This is a genomic window from Micromonospora sp. DT231 (assembly GCF_049847025.1).
In the GTDB taxonomy this organism is placed as follows: Bacteria; Actinomycetota; Actinomycetes; order Mycobacteriales; family Micromonosporaceae; genus Micromonospora.
The window spans coordinates 47683-62789 of record NZ_JBNCNO010000016.1 but is presented as its reverse complement, the minus strand read 5'-3'; the positions used below and the strand labels follow the sequence as shown (position 1 = coordinate 62789).

Annotated in this window: 12 protein-coding genes; 9 read left to right on the top strand and 3 right to left on the bottom strand. The window is 69.8% G+C overall.

The window, feature by feature from the left end:
* Positions 1–151: 151 nt before the first annotated feature.
* From ACPXBU_RS30265 to ACPXBU_RS30240, 6 genes are all read left to right on the top strand, one after another.
* Entirely contained in the window at positions 152–2527 is a 2376-nt protein-coding gene (locus ACPXBU_RS30265) for a glycoside hydrolase family 3 N-terminal domain-containing protein (RefSeq protein ID WP_425760804.1), read from the top strand.
* A gap of 12 nt (positions 2528–2539) precedes the next feature.
* Entirely contained in the window at positions 2540–3529 is a 990-nt protein-coding gene (locus tag ACPXBU_RS30260; protein WP_425760803.1) for an ABC transporter permease, read from the top strand.
* The gene (locus tag ACPXBU_RS30255; protein ID WP_425760802.1) at positions 3523–4434 is read left to right on the top strand and encodes a carbohydrate ABC transporter permease; all 912 of its coding nucleotides are present in this window, start codon (positions 3523–3525) and stop codon (positions 4432–4434) included. Before ACPXBU_RS30260 ends, ACPXBU_RS30255 begins: the two co-directional genes overlap by 7 nt.
* Before the next feature lie 53 nt (positions 4435–4487).
* Positions 4488–6125, top strand: a complete 1638-nt coding sequence (locus tag ACPXBU_RS30250) for an extracellular solute-binding protein (protein ID WP_425760801.1) — start codon at positions 4488–4490, stop codon at positions 6123–6125.
* Between the two features lie 148 nt (positions 6126–6273).
* Entirely contained in the window at positions 6274–6960 is a 687-nt protein-coding gene (locus ACPXBU_RS30245; protein ID WP_425760800.1) for a DUF624 domain-containing protein, read from the top strand.
* Between the two features lie 93 nt (positions 6961–7053).
* Complete coding sequence (locus ACPXBU_RS30240; RefSeq protein ID WP_425760799.1) at positions 7054–9168, top strand: alpha-glucuronidase; 2115 nt, start codon at positions 7054–7056, stop codon at positions 9166–9168.
* A gap of 24 nt (positions 9169–9192) precedes the next feature.
* Here the strand turns inward: ACPXBU_RS30240 and manD are convergent, their stop codons facing one another.
* Positions 9193–10401: a D-mannonate dehydratase ManD gene (manD, locus tag ACPXBU_RS30235; protein WP_425760798.1), complete on the bottom strand. Its 1209-nt coding sequence runs from the start codon at positions 10399–10401 to the stop codon at positions 9193–9195.
* Between the two features lie 316 nt (positions 10402–10717).
* Here manD and ACPXBU_RS30230 point away from each other — a divergent pair, with 316 nt between their 5' ends.
* On the top strand, positions 10718–12085 hold the full coding sequence (locus tag ACPXBU_RS30230) for an extracellular catalytic domain type 1 short-chain-length polyhydroxyalkanoate depolymerase (protein ID WP_393371485.1): 1368 nt from the start codon (positions 10718–10720) through the stop codon (positions 12083–12085).
* Positions 12086–12122: 37 nt separating this feature from the next.
* A complete protein-coding gene (locus ACPXBU_RS30225; protein WP_425760797.1) occupies positions 12123–13535 on the top strand; it encodes an endo-1,4-beta-xylanase in 1413 nt (470 codons plus the stop codon).
* A 157-nt stretch (positions 13536–13692) separates the two neighbouring features.
* Here the strand turns inward: ACPXBU_RS30225 and ACPXBU_RS30220 are convergent, their stop codons facing one another.
* Positions 13693–14388 carry a methyltransferase domain-containing protein gene (locus ACPXBU_RS30220; RefSeq protein WP_425760796.1) on the bottom strand — a complete coding sequence of 232 codons (696 nt, stop codon included), beginning with the start codon at positions 14386–14388 and terminating at the stop codon, positions 13693–13695.
* Between the two features lie 28 nt (positions 14389–14416).
* On the opposite strand from ACPXBU_RS30220, the gene ACPXBU_RS30215 reads away from it, so the two are divergent.
* Positions 14417–14824 (top strand): MerR family transcriptional regulator, encoded by a 408-nt coding sequence (locus tag ACPXBU_RS30215; protein ID WP_425760795.1) that lies wholly within the window; start codon positions 14417–14419, stop codon positions 14822–14824.
* Here ACPXBU_RS30215 and ACPXBU_RS30210 read toward each other — a convergent pair.
* Positions 14821–14991, bottom strand: a complete 171-nt coding sequence (locus tag ACPXBU_RS30210; protein WP_425760794.1) for a hypothetical protein — start codon at positions 14989–14991, stop codon at positions 14821–14823. The two genes, ACPXBU_RS30215 and ACPXBU_RS30210, sit on opposite strands and share 4 nt — an antisense overlap.
* Positions 14992–15107: the final 116 nt, after the last annotated feature.

Genomic DNA, 15107 nt, shown 5'->3' with positions numbered 1-15107 from the left:
CCAACTGAGACTCTTGACACCCATCGATGGGGCACTTAGGTTGCCGAAAAGGTTGCGCAGGCTTCCGGAAAGTTTCGGATCGCGTGGACGTCCGCCACGGAACTGGTTCCACCAGGACACGGGGATGTGGCCGGAGCTAGGGGGTCAAGGCATGAGAAGTCAGTTGCCCGTGCACAGCGACGCCGCGCCGTGGCGTGATCCGCGGCTGTCGCCGACCGAGCGGGCCGAGGCACTCCTGCCGTTGATGACACTCGAGGAGAAGGTCGCGCAACTCATCGGGGTCTGGGTCGGCGCGAGCGCCTCCGGCGAGGGCGTCGCCCCCCACCAGTCCGACATGATCACCGAGCTTCCACCGTGGAACACCCTCATCCAGTACGGGTTGGGCCAGCTCACCCGCCCCTTCGGCACCGCGCCTGTCGACCCGGTGCTCGGCGCCCGGTCGCTCGCCGCCTCCCAGGCGCAGATCGTCGCCGCCAGCCGGTTCGGCATCCCGGCCCAGGTGCACGAGGAGTGCCTCACCGGGTTCGCGGCCTGGCGGGCCACCGTCTACCCGACCCCGCTGAGCTGGGGCGCGTCCTTCGACCCCGAGCTGGTCGAGGCGATGGCCGACCGGATCGGGCGCTCCATGCGCGCCGCGGGCGTGCACCAGGGGCTCGCGCCGGTCCTCGACGTCACCCGCGACTACCGCTGGGGCCGCACCGAGGAGACGATCGGCGAAGACCCCTACCTGGTGGGGACGACAGGCGCCGCGTACGTGCGGGGCCTGGAGGGCGCCGGGATCGTCGCCACCCTCAAGCACTTCGCCGGCTACTCCGCCTCCCGGGGCGGGCGCAACCACGCGCCGGTGCCGATGGGTCGTCGGGAGCTGACCGACGTGATCCTGCCGCCGTTCGAGATGGCCCTTCGCCTCGGCGGCGCCCGCTCGGTGATGAACTCCTACGCCGAGATCGACGGCCTGCCCGCCGCCGCCGACGAGGAGCTGCTGACCGGCCTTCTCCGCGACGAGTGGGGCTTCACCGGCATCGTGGTCGCCGACTACTTCGCCGTCCGTTTCCTGCAGACCCTGCACGGGGTCGCCGCCGACGCCGCCGACGCGGCCCGGCTCGCCCTGCGCGCGGGGATCGACGTCGAGCTGCCCACGGTGGACGCCTTCGGCGCTCCGCTGGTCGAGGCGGTCCGCAGCGGCGACGTCGACGAGGCGCTCGTCGACCGGGCGCTGCGACGGGTGCTGATCCAGAAGATCGAGATCGGCCTGCTCGACGAGGACTGGCAGGAGCTGCCCGACGACGTGGCGAACCTGCGACTCGACGACGAGGTCAGCCAGGACGTGGCCGTCCGCCTGGCCCGGGAGTCCGTCGTCCTGCTGCGCAACAGCGGCGTCCTCCCGCTGCCCGTCGGCAGCCGGGTCGCCCTGATCGGCCCGGTCGCTGACGACCCGATGGCGATGCTGGGCTGCTACTCGTTCCCCAACCACGTGGGCATCCACCACAGCGAGCACGGGCTCGGCCTGGAGATCCCCTCGCTGCGCGACGAGCTGGCCCGACGCGTCCCCCTGCTCAGCCACGAGCCGGGCTGCGCCATCACCGGCGAGGACACCGCAGGCATTCCGGCCGCGGTCGCCGCGGCGGCCGCCGCCGACGTGTGTGTGCTCGCCGTCGGCGACCGCGCGGGGATGTTCGGCCGGGGCACCTCCGGCGAGGGCTGCGACGCCGTCGACCTGCGGCTGCCCGGCGTACAGGCGGAACTGGTCCGGGCCGTCCTGGCCACCGGCACCCCGGTCGTCCTGGTGCTGATGACCGGCCGCCCCTACGCGCTCGGGCCGGAGTTCGACTCCGCCGCGGCCGTGGTGCAGGCGTTCTTCCTCGGGCAGCTCGGCGGGCAGGCGCTCGCCGAGGTGCTCACCGGTGCGGTGAACCCGTCCGGGCGGTTGCCGGTAAGCGTTCCCCGTGATGGTGGCGGACTGCCGGGCACCTACCTGTCGCCGCCGCTCGGGCGTCGCACCAAGGTCTCCTCGGTCGACCCGACCCCGGCGTACCCGTTCGGCCACGGGCTGAGCTACACCACCTTCGAGTGGTCCGACGCCGGTGTGGTCGATCCGGTCGACGAGACGCCGGACGCCCCGGCGGCCTGGCCGGCCGACGGCGAGGTGCGGGTGCGGATCACCGTCACCAACACCGGTGACCGCGCCGGCACCGAGGTGGTGCAGCTCTACCTGCACGACCCGGTCGCGCAGACCACCCGCCCGGTGGTCCGGCTGGTCGGCTACACCCGACTGCCGCTGGAGCCCGGCGAGGCGGCACACGTGACGTTCGGCGTACCCGCCGACCTGGCCTCGTTCAGCGGGCTGTCCGGCCGGCGGGTCGTCGAGCCCGGCGAGGTGGAGCTGCGCTTCGGCCGGTCGAGCGGCGACCCGGTGGCGACCCTGCCGCTGCGACTGACCGGCGTCGAGCGCCAGGTCGGCCACCAGCGGGAACTGCTCACGTCGGTGCGGGTGGAGCCCCTCGTGGCCGTCCCGCATCCCGCCTAGGAGGGGCCGAGGATGACATCGACCTTACGGCCACCGCCGCCGGCGCCACCCCGGTCGCCGGCGGAGGCCGCCAGCCCCGCCCCGCGGGCGCCGCGCCGCCGCCGCAGCTGGCGACAGGCGCTGCGCCGGGACTGGCAGCTCTACTCCCTCGCCGTCCTGCCGCTGCTGTTCTTCCTGGTCTTCCGCTACCTGCCGATGCTCGGCAACGTGATCGCGTTCCGCCGGTTCAAGCCGGGCGGCAGCGTCTTCGGTGAGTACTGGGTCGGCCTGCGGTACTTCCGGATGTTCCTCTCCGACCCGACGTTCTGGGATGTCTTCACCAACACGCTGGTGCTCGGGACGCTGACCCTGCTGTTCTGCTTCCCGCTGCCGATCGTGCTGGCGCTGATGCTCAACGAGGTGCGCGCCCGCCGGTTCAAGCGGTTCGTGCAGTCGGTGTCCTACCTGCCGCACTTCCTGTCGATCGTGATCGTGGCGGCGATGGTCATGCAACTGACCTCGGTCGGTGGCGCGGCCAACCAGCTCGTCGGCCTGTTCGGCGGGGAGCCGGTGGCCTTCCTGCAGAAATCGGAGTGGTTCCGCACCATCTACGTCTCGTCCGAGGTCTGGCAGACCGTCGGTTGGGGGACGATCCTCTACCTCGCCGCGCTCACCACGGTCGACGAGGACCTGTACGAGGCGGCCCGGATCGACGGCGCGAGCCGGTGGCGGCAGACCTGGCACGTGACGTTGCCGGGGATCCGGCCGACGATGATGACGCTGCTGATCCTCAACATCGGCAACTTCCTGGCGGTCGGATTCGAGAAGATCCTGCTGCTCTACAACCCGCTGACGTACCCGACCGCGGACGTGATCTCCACCTACCTGTTCCGGATGGGCTTCCAGTCCAGCAACTTCAGCTACGCCGCGGCCGTCGGTCTCTTCGAAGCGGTGATCGGGTTGATCCTGGTCCTGACGGCGAACCTCATCTCCCGGCGCACGGTGGGGACGAGCCTGTGGTGATCATCGGCGCCAAGAGCGACGCCCCGAGGACGCGGGGCCCGGTGGACAGTCGGGGCTACCGGATCTTCCGGATCGTCAACACGATCGTCCTGATCGGCGTCGTGGTGGTGACGCTGTTCCCGTTCCTCAACATCGTGGCCCGCTCGCTCAGCGACGAGGCGTACATCATCACGGGGAAGGTGAGCATCGTCCCGCGCGGGTTCGACCTGACCGCGTACAAGCTGTTGATGTCCGACGGGCTGTTCTGGACGAACTACCGCAACACGGTGGTGTACACGGTGGTCGCGACGCTCATCTCGATCGTGCTGACCACCTGTTACGCGTACGTGCTGTCGAAGCCACAGCTCAAGGGGCGCCGCGTCCTGGTCGGCATCGCGCTGTTCACCATGTTCTTCTCCGGCGGCCTGATCCCCAACTACGTGCTGGTCACCAGCCTGGGGATGAAGAACACCATCTGGGCCGTGGTGGTCCCCAACGCCATCAGCGTGTTCAACCTGCTGGTCATGAAGGCGTTCTTCGAGAGCCTGCCCAGCGAGCTGGAGGAGGCCGCCGCCGTCGACGGGCTGAACACGTACGGCATCCTGCTGCGGATCGTGTTGCCGCTGTCGAAGGCGATCATCGCCACGATGGTGCTCTTCTACGCGGTGTCGTTCTGGAACTCGTGGTTCACCGCGTTCCTCTACATCGACCAGCAGGACCTGCTGCCGGTCACCGTCTATCTGCGCAACCTCATCGCGGGCGCCACCAGCGCCGAGTCCGCCGCAGCCGACGCCGACAAGGTCCAGGCCGCGGCCACCCTGGAGGCCGTGACGATCGTGCTGACCACCCTGCCGATCCTGGCGGTCTACCCCTTCGTCCAACGGTACTTCGTCCGCGGCGTGATGCTCGGCGCGGTCAAGGGGTGACGCCGACGCCACACCGATCCACATTCGAATCCCCACCACCGAAAGGACGAGCCATGCTCCACAAGACGTGGCGCCGCGTGGCGATAGCCACCGCGGGTCTGCTCGCGCTCACCCTCAGCACCGCCTGTTCCGAGGACCCCGGCGAGTCGACGGACCTCTCGGAGAACAAGGTCGGGGCGATGGCCACCTACGGCGTCGGCGACCAGTTCAAGGCCACCGAGGCGCTCTCCTTCTCCACCCTCTACAACAACCACACGTTCTACCCGCTCAAGGAAGACTGGGCGTTCTGGTCGGAGCTGACCAAGCGGACAAACGTCAAGATCGACCCGGTCGCCGTTCCGCTCAGCGACTACGAGCAGAAGCGCAGCCTGCTGATCGGCGCCGGGGACGCCCCGCTGATCATCCCCAAGACGTACCACCCGCAGGAGGACGCTTTCGTGTCCTCCGGGGCGATCCTCCCGGTGAGCGACTACCTGGATCTGATGCCCAACCTCAAGGACAAGATCGCCAAGTGGAACCTCAAGCCGGAGATCGACAACCTGCGACAGGCCGACGGTAAGTTCTACCTGCTGCCCGGCCTGCACGAGAAGCCCACGCAGGACTACACGGTGCTGGTGCGCACCGACATCATGCAGGAGCTCAACCTCCCCGTCCCGAAGACCTGGGACGACCTCTACACGGTGCTCAAGGCGATGAAGGCCAAGTACCCGAACGTCTACCCGTACTCCGACCTCTTCAGCAAGCCCAACCCGACCGGCGCCCTGCTGGGGATCCTCGGCTCGTCGCACGGCACCTACGCGGGCTGGGACTTCCAGCACGCCACCTGGGACCCGACGGCGAAGAAGTTCACCTACACCGGCTCGTCCGAGCAGTACAAGCAGGTCGTCACGTACCTGCACAAGCTCGTCGCCGAGGGGCTGCTCGACCCGGAGAGCTTCACCCAGACCGACGACCAGGCCCGCCAGAAGCTCGCCAACGGCAAGTCCTTCGTGGTCACCGGCAACGCGCAGACGCTCGTCAACAACCACCGGCCCGACCTGGCCAAGACCCTGCCGAACGCGAAGATGGCCAAGATCCCGCTGCCGATCGGCCCGGCCGGCGAGGTCAACCCGTTCCCCCGGCTGGAGAACGGCATCATGATCTCCTCGAAGGCGCGGGAGAGCAAGAACTTCGTGGCCATGATGCAGTTCATCGACTGGCTGTGGTATTCGGACGCGGGTTTGGAGTTCGCCCGCTGGGGCGTCGAGGGCACCACCTTCACCAAGGACGGGTCCGGCAAGCGCACGCTCGTCCCTGACGTCAGTTTCCTGGGGCTCAACCCGAAGGCTTCCAAGCACCTGCAGAAGGACTTCGGCTTCCAGAACGGCGTCTTCGCCTACGGCGGCGCGCCCGACCTGGTCCGTGGCTTCTTCTCTCCGGAGGAGCTGGAGTTCCAGAAGGTGATGGACGCGCGCAAGCCGAGGGAGGTCCCCCCGCCGCGCCCGTTCACCGACGAGGAACGCGAGCAGGTGTCGCTCTGGGAGACCCCGCTGAAGGACTTCGTCACCCAGAACACGCTCAAGTTCGCCCTCGGCCAGCGGCCCCTCAGCGAGTGGGACGCCTACGTGGCCGAGCTGAAGGCCAAGAACTCCGAGCAGTACATCGACCTGGTCAACAAGGCGTACGAGCGGTTCCAGAAGAACAACGGCTGATCAGCGGGGAGTCCGGTCGGGCGGTCCAGCGGGGCCAACCGACCGGACTCCCCGGCGACCACCGGCCCGGGGCGTGCGTCGACCCGCTCGCCCGCGGGCCGGACGACCAGAGGACGGCAATGCGCAGTTGCGACCGGAGGGGACAGCCGTGAGCGCCGCGCGCACCTGGCGACAGTTCGGCGACGGGCCACTGTCGCGGATCACCTCCCGGGTCTACATCCTGCTCGTGGTGGAGCTGTTGCTGCTGCTCACCACCCTGCCCGGCCTGCTGCCGATGCTGCTGCTGGGCCGCGACGCGAGCAACCTGCCGCTGGCCGCACTCCTGCTGGTGCCTGTCGGCCCGGCCCTCTCGGCCGCCCTGTACGCCCTGCGCCACCAGCGCGCCGACCTGACCGACCTGCGGCCCGCCGCCGTGTTCTGGCGCGGCTACCGGGCCAACCTGTCCGGCGTGCTGCGCGTCTGGGTGCCGACTCTGCTGTGGCTGACCGTGCTTGCCGTGAACATCGCCTATCGGGGCGCGGTGGGGCTGCCGGGTTGGTGGGCGGTGCCGCTGGTCCTGCTCGCGGTGGGCGTGACGCTCGGTGCGGCGAACGCCCTGGTGATCACCTCGCTGTTCGACTTCCGCACTCGGGACGTGCTCCGACTGGCCGTGCACTTCCTCGTGCGTACCCCGGGTGTCACCGTCGGCAACGCGCTGCTGGTGGCCGCGGCGGCCGCGGTCACCGCGGTCTTCTCCGAGGCGGTGCTGGCGATGTTCGCTTCGGTCGCGGTCCTGGCGCTGCTGCGCGTCAGCGACCCGATGGTCCGGCTGATCCAGAAGGAGTTCCTCCGATGAGCCCGCCCGGCACCGACACGGCGCCCCTCGGGGGCGACGACAACCGGACGTGTGCAAGCAGGCGTACGGTGTCCTCGTGCTAGGGGAGGATTGATGAACGCCGAAGAGTGGGTGGATCTGGAGCAACTGATGTTCGTCGAGGAGCCGCTGGGCACGGACGAGCCGCGCGTACATCCGGCCTGGCTGCCGCCCGAGGCGTTTCGGACCCTCGGCGCGCGCCGCGTTCTCGTCCACGGTGACGGGTTGCTCGTCGACACCGTGCTCGACGAGGTGTCGCGGGCCTGCGCCCGCTACGGCGGGCGGGTGTGGCACAACCCCTCCTGGGACGTCGACGTTGACCTGGTGCTCGCCGTGCGTGGCGCGGGCGAGCTGCCCGGCCCGGCGGTGGAGGCGGCAGGTGACGAGGTCGGCGACGGGACGCTCGGCAAGGAGGGCTTCCTGCTGACCCACGCCGGTCCGGTGACCGTGGTGCTGGCCGACGCGCCCGCCGGCCTGCTGTACGGGCTCTTCCACGTGGTCCGGCTCTGCGCGGCGGCCTTCGAGCCGACCCGCCCGCCCGAGCGGCACCGGCCCGCGCTGCGCCGGCGGATGCTCAACCACTGGGACAACGTGGCCGTGCACCCGGTGATGGGCCAGGTCGAACGGGGGTACGCGGGCGGTTCCATCTTCTGGCAGGACGGCCGGACGCGCGGCGACCTCGAGCGGATCCGCGAGTACGGACGACTGCTGGCCGCGAGCGGCGTCAACGCCATCTCGGTGAACAACGTCAACGTCGCCCGAACCGAGGCGCTCCTGCTCACCGAGCGGCTCGGCGACGTGGCCGAGATCGCCGACGTGCTGCGCCCGTACGGCATCCGGGTGCACCTCTCGGTCACCTTCGCCGCGCCGCTGGTCCTCGGCGGCCTGCCGACGGCCGACCCGCTCGACGAGGAGGTGCGGGCCTGGTGGGCGGAGACCACCCGCGACGTCTACGACCGCATTCCCGACTTCGGCGGCTATGTGGTGAAGGCCGACTCGGAGGGGCAGCCCGGCCCGTTCAGCTACGGGCGCGACCACGCCGACGGGGCGAACCTGCTGGCCGACGCGCTCGCCCCGCGCGGGGGAGTGGTGCACTGGCGGGCGTTCGTCTACAACCACCACCAGGACTGGCGGGACCGCTCGACCGACCGGGCCCGCGCCGCGTACGACCACTTCGCCCCACTCGACGGGCGGTTCCGCACCAACGTGGTCCTGCAGGTGAAGTACGGCCCGGTGGACTTCCAACCCCGGGAGCCGGTCTCCCCGGTGATCGCCGCGATGCCCGCCACCCGGCTGGCCGTCGAGTTGCAGGTCACGCAGGAATACACGGGCCAGCAGCGGCACGTCTGCCACCTCGGTCCGCTGTGGAGTGAGGTGCTGCGGTTCACGCCCTGGGGGCCGGGCGGACGTTCGGTGGCCGACGTGGTGGCGGGGGCGGCGGGCGCCGGCGGTGGCCTCGTCGCGGTCGCCAACACCGGCGACGACAGGTTCTGGACCGGGCACCCGTTGGCGCAGGCCAACCTGTACTCGTTCGGGCGGCTCGCCTGGAACCCGGCGCTGGACCCGACGGCGGTCCTCGACGAGTGGATGACGCTCACCTTCCCACCGTCGGCGACCGCGGACCCGGACCTGGTTCGGCGGACGCTGCACGAGATCATGGACGAGTCGTGGCGTACCTACGAGCGGTACACCGCCCCGTTGGGCGTTGGCTTCATGGTCAACCCCGACGGCCACTACGGCCCCGGCGTCGACGGGTACGAGTACTCGCGGTGGGGCACCTACCACTTCGCCGACCGCGACGGCGTGGGCGTGGACCGCAGCCGCGCGTCGGGCACCGGCTTCGCCGGCCAGTACCCGTCGTACTGGGCCGAGGTCTACGAGACGCCGGAGAGTTGCCCCGACGAGCTGCTGCTCTTCTTCCACCATGTGCCGTACCAGCACGTGCTGCACAGCGGCGCGACAGTCATCCAGCACATCTACGACACGCACTTCGCCGGTGTCGAGGAGGTGGCGGCGATGCGCCGGCGGTGGCAGACGCTGAACGGGATGATCGACCCGGCCGTGTACGAGCGGGTGGCCGACCTGCTCGACGAGCAGGTGCGGTCCGCCACCGAGTGGCGCGACCAGATCAACACGTACTTCTTCCGCAAGTCCGGGGTGCCGGACGAGCGGGGGCGGCGCATCTACTGAACCGGCCGGGCGGCGGTGTCGCGGTCACCAGGGGTGGACCGTGCCGTCCTCCAGCCGGTTCACCGGCAGGTACGCCGGCGAGTACGGGTAACGGGCCGCCGCCTCCTCGTCGATGTCCACGCCGAGCCCGGGCGTCTCGGCCGGGTGCAGGTAGCCGTCGGCGAAGTGGTAGCCGTGCGGGAACACCTCGTCGGTCTGCTCGGTGTGCCGCATGTATTCCTGGAGGCCGAAGTTGGGGATGGAGATGTCGAGCTGCAAGGCGGCGGCCATGCAGACGGGGGAGAGGTCGGTGGCGCCGTGCGATCCGCTGCGGACGTGGTGCAACGCCGCGAGGTCGAAGATGCGGCGTAGGTGGGTGATCCCGCCGGCGTGCACCACTGTGGCCCGGATGTAGTCGATGAGCTGTTCCCGGATGAGCTGGGCCGCGTCGAAGATGCTGTTGAACACCTCCCCGACGGCGATCGGGGTGGTGGTGTGCTGCCGGATCAGCCGGAAGCCCTCCTGGAGGTCGGCGGGGACCGGGTCCTCCATCCAGGTCAGCGCGTAGGGCTCCAGGCTGCGGCCGAGCCGGGCCGCCTCGATCGGGGTGAGCCGGTGGTGCACGTCGTGCAGGAGCCGCAGGGTCGGGCCGAACTCGTCGCGTACCTGGGCGAACACCTTCGGCACGTGCGCCAGGTAACGCGGGGTCGACCAGGTCGCCTCGCTGGGCAACGCCGCGTCCGCCGGCTCGTAGAAGAACTTGTCGGTGCTGACCCCGTACGTCTTGGGCAGGCCAGGCACCCCGCACTGCACCCGGACCGCCCGGTAGCCGAGGTCGACGTAGCGGGCGACCTCGACCAGCACCTCCTCGACGGTCTCGCCGTTGGCGTGGCCGTACACGGTGACGCCCTCGCGGGAGCGACCGCCGAGCAGTTGGTAGACCGGCAGGCCGGCGACCTTGCCCTTGATATCCCACAGCGCCGTGTCCACGGCGGCGATGGCGCTCATCGTGACCGGTCCGCGTCGCCAGTACGCCCCCTGGTACAGGTACTGCCAGGTGTCCTCGATGCGGGCCGGATCCCGGCCGATCAGCAGGGGCGCCACGTGGTCACGCAGGTACGACGCGACGGCCAGCTCCCGGCCGTTGAGGGTGGCGTCCCCGACCCCGGTCACCCCCTCGTCGGTGACGATCTTGAGAGTGACGAAATTGCGGCCCGGACAGGTCACGATGACCCGGGCATCGACAATCTTCACGAGATCTCCTTCGTGCCCAGCGGCGTCGTCAACTGACACGCACCGAGGGGCGGGAGGGATGTGAACGTCCGGCACGTTTCGAGAACATCCCGATAATAGCCCGCGAGCGGCCATCGGCGGCTGGGCCCACCGCTGTCCCCGGTCGTGCAGGTGGGCCCGGAATCCGTTGCAGCGAAAGGTTTCCGGAAGTCTTGACAATCGAGTGTGCTCGATTGAAGCTGACTTCGTCACGCGAGCCGCGGTCAAGGGTCGGGCGAAGGGCAGTCCTCGACTTCAGTCCCCTTCCACGCGCCTATCTCCCGAGGGATCGCGATCGATGACACTCAAGACACGGCTGCTCGGCGCCGCCATGGCGGCCCTGACGATGGCCGCCGCCGCGCTGACCTTCGCCGCCCCGGCGTCGGCGGCGACGCTGACCCAGGTGACCGGCTTCGGCACCAACCCCACAAACCTCCAGATGCACCTGTACGTCCCGGACCGGGTGGCCACCCGACCGGGGATCCTGCTGGCCCTGCACTACTGCACCGGCTCGGGTCCGGCATTCCACTCCGGCACCCAGTACGCGTCCCTCGCGGACCGCTACGGATTCATCGTGATCTACCCGTCGGTGACCCGCAGCAGCAAGTGCTGGGACGTGGCCTCACCGCAGGCCCTTCGCCGTGGCGGAGGCAGCGACCCGGTCGGGCTCATGGCGATGGTCGACTACGTGCGGCAGCGCTACGCCGCCGACCCGGCGCGGATCTTCGCCACCGGCACCTCCTCCGGAGCGATGATGACGAACGTCATGCTGGGTGACTACCCGGACGTGTTCGCGGCGGGCGCCTCCTTCGCCGGTGTGCCGTTCGGCTGCTTCGCCACCGGGGGCAGCTCCGAGTGGAACAGCGAGTGCGCGAACGGACAGCTCATCAAGACCCCACAGCAGTGGGGAGACCTGGTTCGAGGGGCGTACCCGGGCTACACCGGCCAGCGGCCACGCATGCAGATCTGGCACGGCACCAACGACGAGACGCTGCGCTACCCGAACTTCGGCGAGCAGGTCAAGCAGTGGACGAACGTGCACGGGTTGAGCCAGACCCCGACGTACACCGACTCGCCGCAGTCCGGCCACACCCGCACCCGGTACGGTGGCAGCGGCACGACGGCGCCGGTCGAGGCGATCAGCATGCAGGGCGTCACGCACAACCTGCCGGTCGACGCCGCGCAGGTCATTCGCTTCTTCGGCCTGGACGGCGCCACGCCGACCACGCCGCCCCCGACCACGCCACCGCCCACGACTCCACCACCGACCACCCCGCCGCCGACGACTCCACCCCCGACCACCCCGCCCCCGACGACTCCGCCACCGACCACGCCACCGCCCAGCGCGGGCGCCTGCCGGGTCGGCTACACGGTCAACGCGTGGAACAACGGACTCACCGCGAGCGTGGCCATCACCAACACCGGCACGGCCGCCGTGAACGGGTGGGCGCTGGCCTTCACGCTGCCCAGCGGGCAGGTCATCACAGGTGGATGGAACGCGCAGTACGCACCGACGAGCGGCGCGGTGACCGCCCGCAACGTCTCCTACAACGCCACCATCGCCCCGAACGCGTCGGTCGAGATCGGCTTCCAGGCCACGCACACGGGCGGCACCGGCAAACCCTCGTCGTTCGCCCTCAACGGGGCTACCTGCTCGGTGTCCTGACCGTTCCTGCCACCCCCACCACCCAAGGAGTCGCACGATGAGAAACACGAGATGGAAGGCGGCATCGAGAGCCGTGGTCGCGGCGACCGGCGCGGGCGCCCTCGCGGTCGGCATGGCGCTGGTCGTGACGGCACCCGCCTCCGCCGGGACCACGCTCGGCGCGTCCGCCGCCGAGAAGGGCCGCTACTTCGGGACGGCGGTTGCCGCGTACAAGCTCTCGGAGAACGCGTACACCACGATCTTGAACCGTGAGTTCACCATGGTGACGCCCGAGAACGAGATGAAGATCGACGCCACCGAGCCGCAGCAGGGTCGGTTCAGTTACGCCAATTCCGAGCAGATCGTCAACCACGCCCGCAGCCACGGGATGCAGGTACGTGGCCACACCCTGGCGTGGCACGGCCAGCAGCCGGGGTGGATGCAGAGCATGGAGGGCACCGCGCTGCGCAACGCGATGCTCAACCACATCACACAGGTGGCGACCCACTTCAAGGGGCAGATCTATTCCTGGGACGTGGTGAACGAGGCGTTCGCCGACGGCAACTCCGGTGGTCGTCGGGACTCGAACCTGCAGCGCACCGGCAACGACTGGATCGAGGCGGCGTTCCGCGCGGCCCGCGCGGCGGATCCGGGCGCGAAGCTCTGCTACAACGACTACAACACCGACAACTGGACCTGGGCCAAGACGCAGGGCGTCTACAACATGGTGCGGGACTTCAAGGCCCGTGGCGTGCCGATCGACTGCGTGGGTTTCCAGTCGCACTTCAACAACGACTCGCCGTACGCCAGCAACTACCGCACCACGCTGTCGAGCTTCGCGGCGCTGGGTGTGGACGTGCAGATCACCGAGTTGGACATCCAGGGCGCTCCGGCGAACACGTACCGCAGTGTGGTGGAGGACTGCCTGGCGGTGGCCCGCTGCAACGGCATCACCGTGTGGGGCATCCGTGACAGCGACTCGTGGCGGTCGTCGCAGACCCCGTTGTTGTTCAACAGCAACGGCTCGAAGAAGGCGGCGTACGACGCGGTCCTCGCCGCGCTGAACAACGGCACCCCGCCGCCCACCACGGCCCCGCCCACGAGCGTCCCGCCGACCACCGCACCGCCCACCACGGCGCCACCGACCACCGCACCGCCCACGACTTCGCCGCCGGGGGAGGGTGGTTGCACCGCGACGGTGACGGTGAACCAGTGGACCGGCGGCTTCGTGGCGAACGTCCGGGTGACAGCCGGCTCGTCGGCTCTCAACGGCTGGACCGTGACGACCACCCTGCCGTCCGGCGCGACGGTCACCAACTCCTGGAGCGCCAACCCCAGCGGTAACACCGGCACGACCACCTGGACGAACGTGTCCTACAACGGCCAGGTCGGCGCCGGGCAGGCCACCGAGTTCGGTTTCCAGGGCACCGGCACCGCCGGCAGCCTGAGCCCCACCTGCGCGGCCAGCTAGAGGAAACACCGGCCGGTGCGGAGGGCCACCCACCCACCCCCCGCACCGGCCCCACCCCAGCCCTCGTTGATCATGAGGTTATTGCCCCCCAGAGCGGCGTGTCATGACGCTAACCTCATGATCACCGGGTGCTGCGGCGGGGCGGACAGCACCGATCTCAAGCCTGGGCGGCGACGAGGAAGATCGGCACGACGACGAGAATCCGGTTCGCGTGGGCCCGCTCGCCCTGCTCGGCGAGCCAGTCCTCTTCGTCGGTGATCCGCTTCACCACGTCGAGCGCGGCGTCGTCGGTGAACACAGCGGTGTGCACCTCGACGATCGGGTCGGTGAACCCGGCGTCGAGCAGCAGGTTGCGATACCGACGGGCGACGCGTGGCGACGGCAGCGAGTCCGCCTTCTCGTGGATCAGCCGACGGGTGGTTGCCGAGTCGTTCGAGTCGATGGCGATCAGGTCCCAGTCCTGGCCGAGCAGCACGGCTCGGCCGCCCGGCGTGAGCACCCGCCGGGCCTCGGCCACGGCTCGCGCCGGGTCGTCGAGCACGTGCAACACCTTGTCCGCCCGGTAGTAGGTGACCGACTCGGTCTCCAGCGGCAGCTCGGTGGCGTCGCCGACCTGGAACGCGCCGGCCGGCCAACGCCTACGGGCCACGGCGATCATCTCGGGATCGAGGTCGACACCGAGCGCGTGGGCTCCACGCTCGGCCATCTCGGCGACGGCGCGGCCACTGCCACAGCCGACGTCGACGACGGTTCGGCCAGTGAGGTCGCCGAGCAACTCGTAGGAACGGGCGCGCAGTTCGACGGCGGCGGGCTTGCTCTCGATGGCATCGAGGACAGCGAGAAGACTGGACATGCCCGCCATGCTCCGACTTAATGTCGACATGAAGTCAAGCATGATGGCGATCGGTGAGGTGGCGGACCACTTTGGCCTGCCGGCGCACGTACTGCGGCACTGGGAGTCGGTGGGCCTGCTCTGCCCCGCCCGGGTCACCGGCGGTCGTCGCCGCTATACCCGCGACGACCTGTTCCGGGTGGCCTCGATCCTGCGCGCGAAACAGGCCGGCCTGTCACTGCCGGACATCCGGGCGTTCCTCGCCGCCGGAAACCCCGCCGTTCGCAAGGACGTGCTGCGCCGCAACTACGGCGCGCTGCGAGTCAGGATGGCGGCCCTGCGGTCGGCGCTCGACCTGTTGGAGGCCGGGCTGAACTGCTCACACGAGGACGTCGCGACCTGCCCGAACTACCGGAGCCAGTTGGCGGAACTGGTGGAGGTCGGGGACAGGTCCTAGTCGCCGGAGTATCCCCAGAAGTAGATCTCCTCCGGCTTGCCCCGCTCGTCGTGCAGGACCGCGCAGCGGCCGAACCACGCCTGCGAGGCCAGCCCCCTGATCGCGTCCAGGTGCTCGCGGGTGAGCCGCTCGGTGCCGGCCTCGCGCAGCGCCTCGGCGGCGCTCACCGGCTCGACCGTACCGAAGTCGGGCTGTCCAGGTCTGGCTGGTACGCCACGAGGTAGCTCCATCCGGATGCGCCCACCGCTGCCTCTCTCCTCCAGGTCCCCACAGTGCCGGCACG

What these genes read in the sequence shown, in the direction of transcription:
- ACPXBU_RS30265 (WP_425760804.1), top strand. Translation starts at nt 152, where the DNA reads ATGAGAAGTCAGTTGCCCGTGCACAGCGACGCCGCGCCGTGGCGTGAT.
- ACPXBU_RS30260 (WP_425760803.1), top strand. Translation starts at nt 2,540, where the DNA reads ATGACATCGACCTTACGGCCACCGCCGCCGGCGCCACCCCGGTCGCCG.
- ACPXBU_RS30250 (WP_425760801.1), top strand. Translation starts at nt 4,488, where the DNA reads ATGCTCCACAAGACGTGGCGCCGCGTGGCGATAGCCACCGCGGGTCTG.
- ACPXBU_RS30240 (WP_425760799.1), top strand. Translation starts at nt 7,054, where the DNA reads ATGAACGCCGAAGAGTGGGTGGATCTGGAGCAACTGATGTTCGTCGAG.
- ACPXBU_RS30230 (WP_393371485.1), top strand. Translation starts at nt 10,718, where the DNA reads ATGACACTCAAGACACGGCTGCTCGGCGCCGCCATGGCGGCCCTGACG.
- ACPXBU_RS30225 (WP_425760797.1), top strand. Translation starts at nt 12,123, where the DNA reads ATGAGAAACACGAGATGGAAGGCGGCATCGAGAGCCGTGGTCGCGGCG.
- ACPXBU_RS30220 (WP_425760796.1), bottom strand. Translation starts at nt 14,388, where the DNA reads ATGTCCAGTCTTCTCGCTGTCCTCGATGCCATCGAGAGCAAGCCCGCC.
- ACPXBU_RS30215 (WP_425760795.1), top strand. Translation starts at nt 14,417, where the DNA reads ATGAAGTCAAGCATGATGGCGATCGGTGAGGTGGCGGACCACTTTGGC.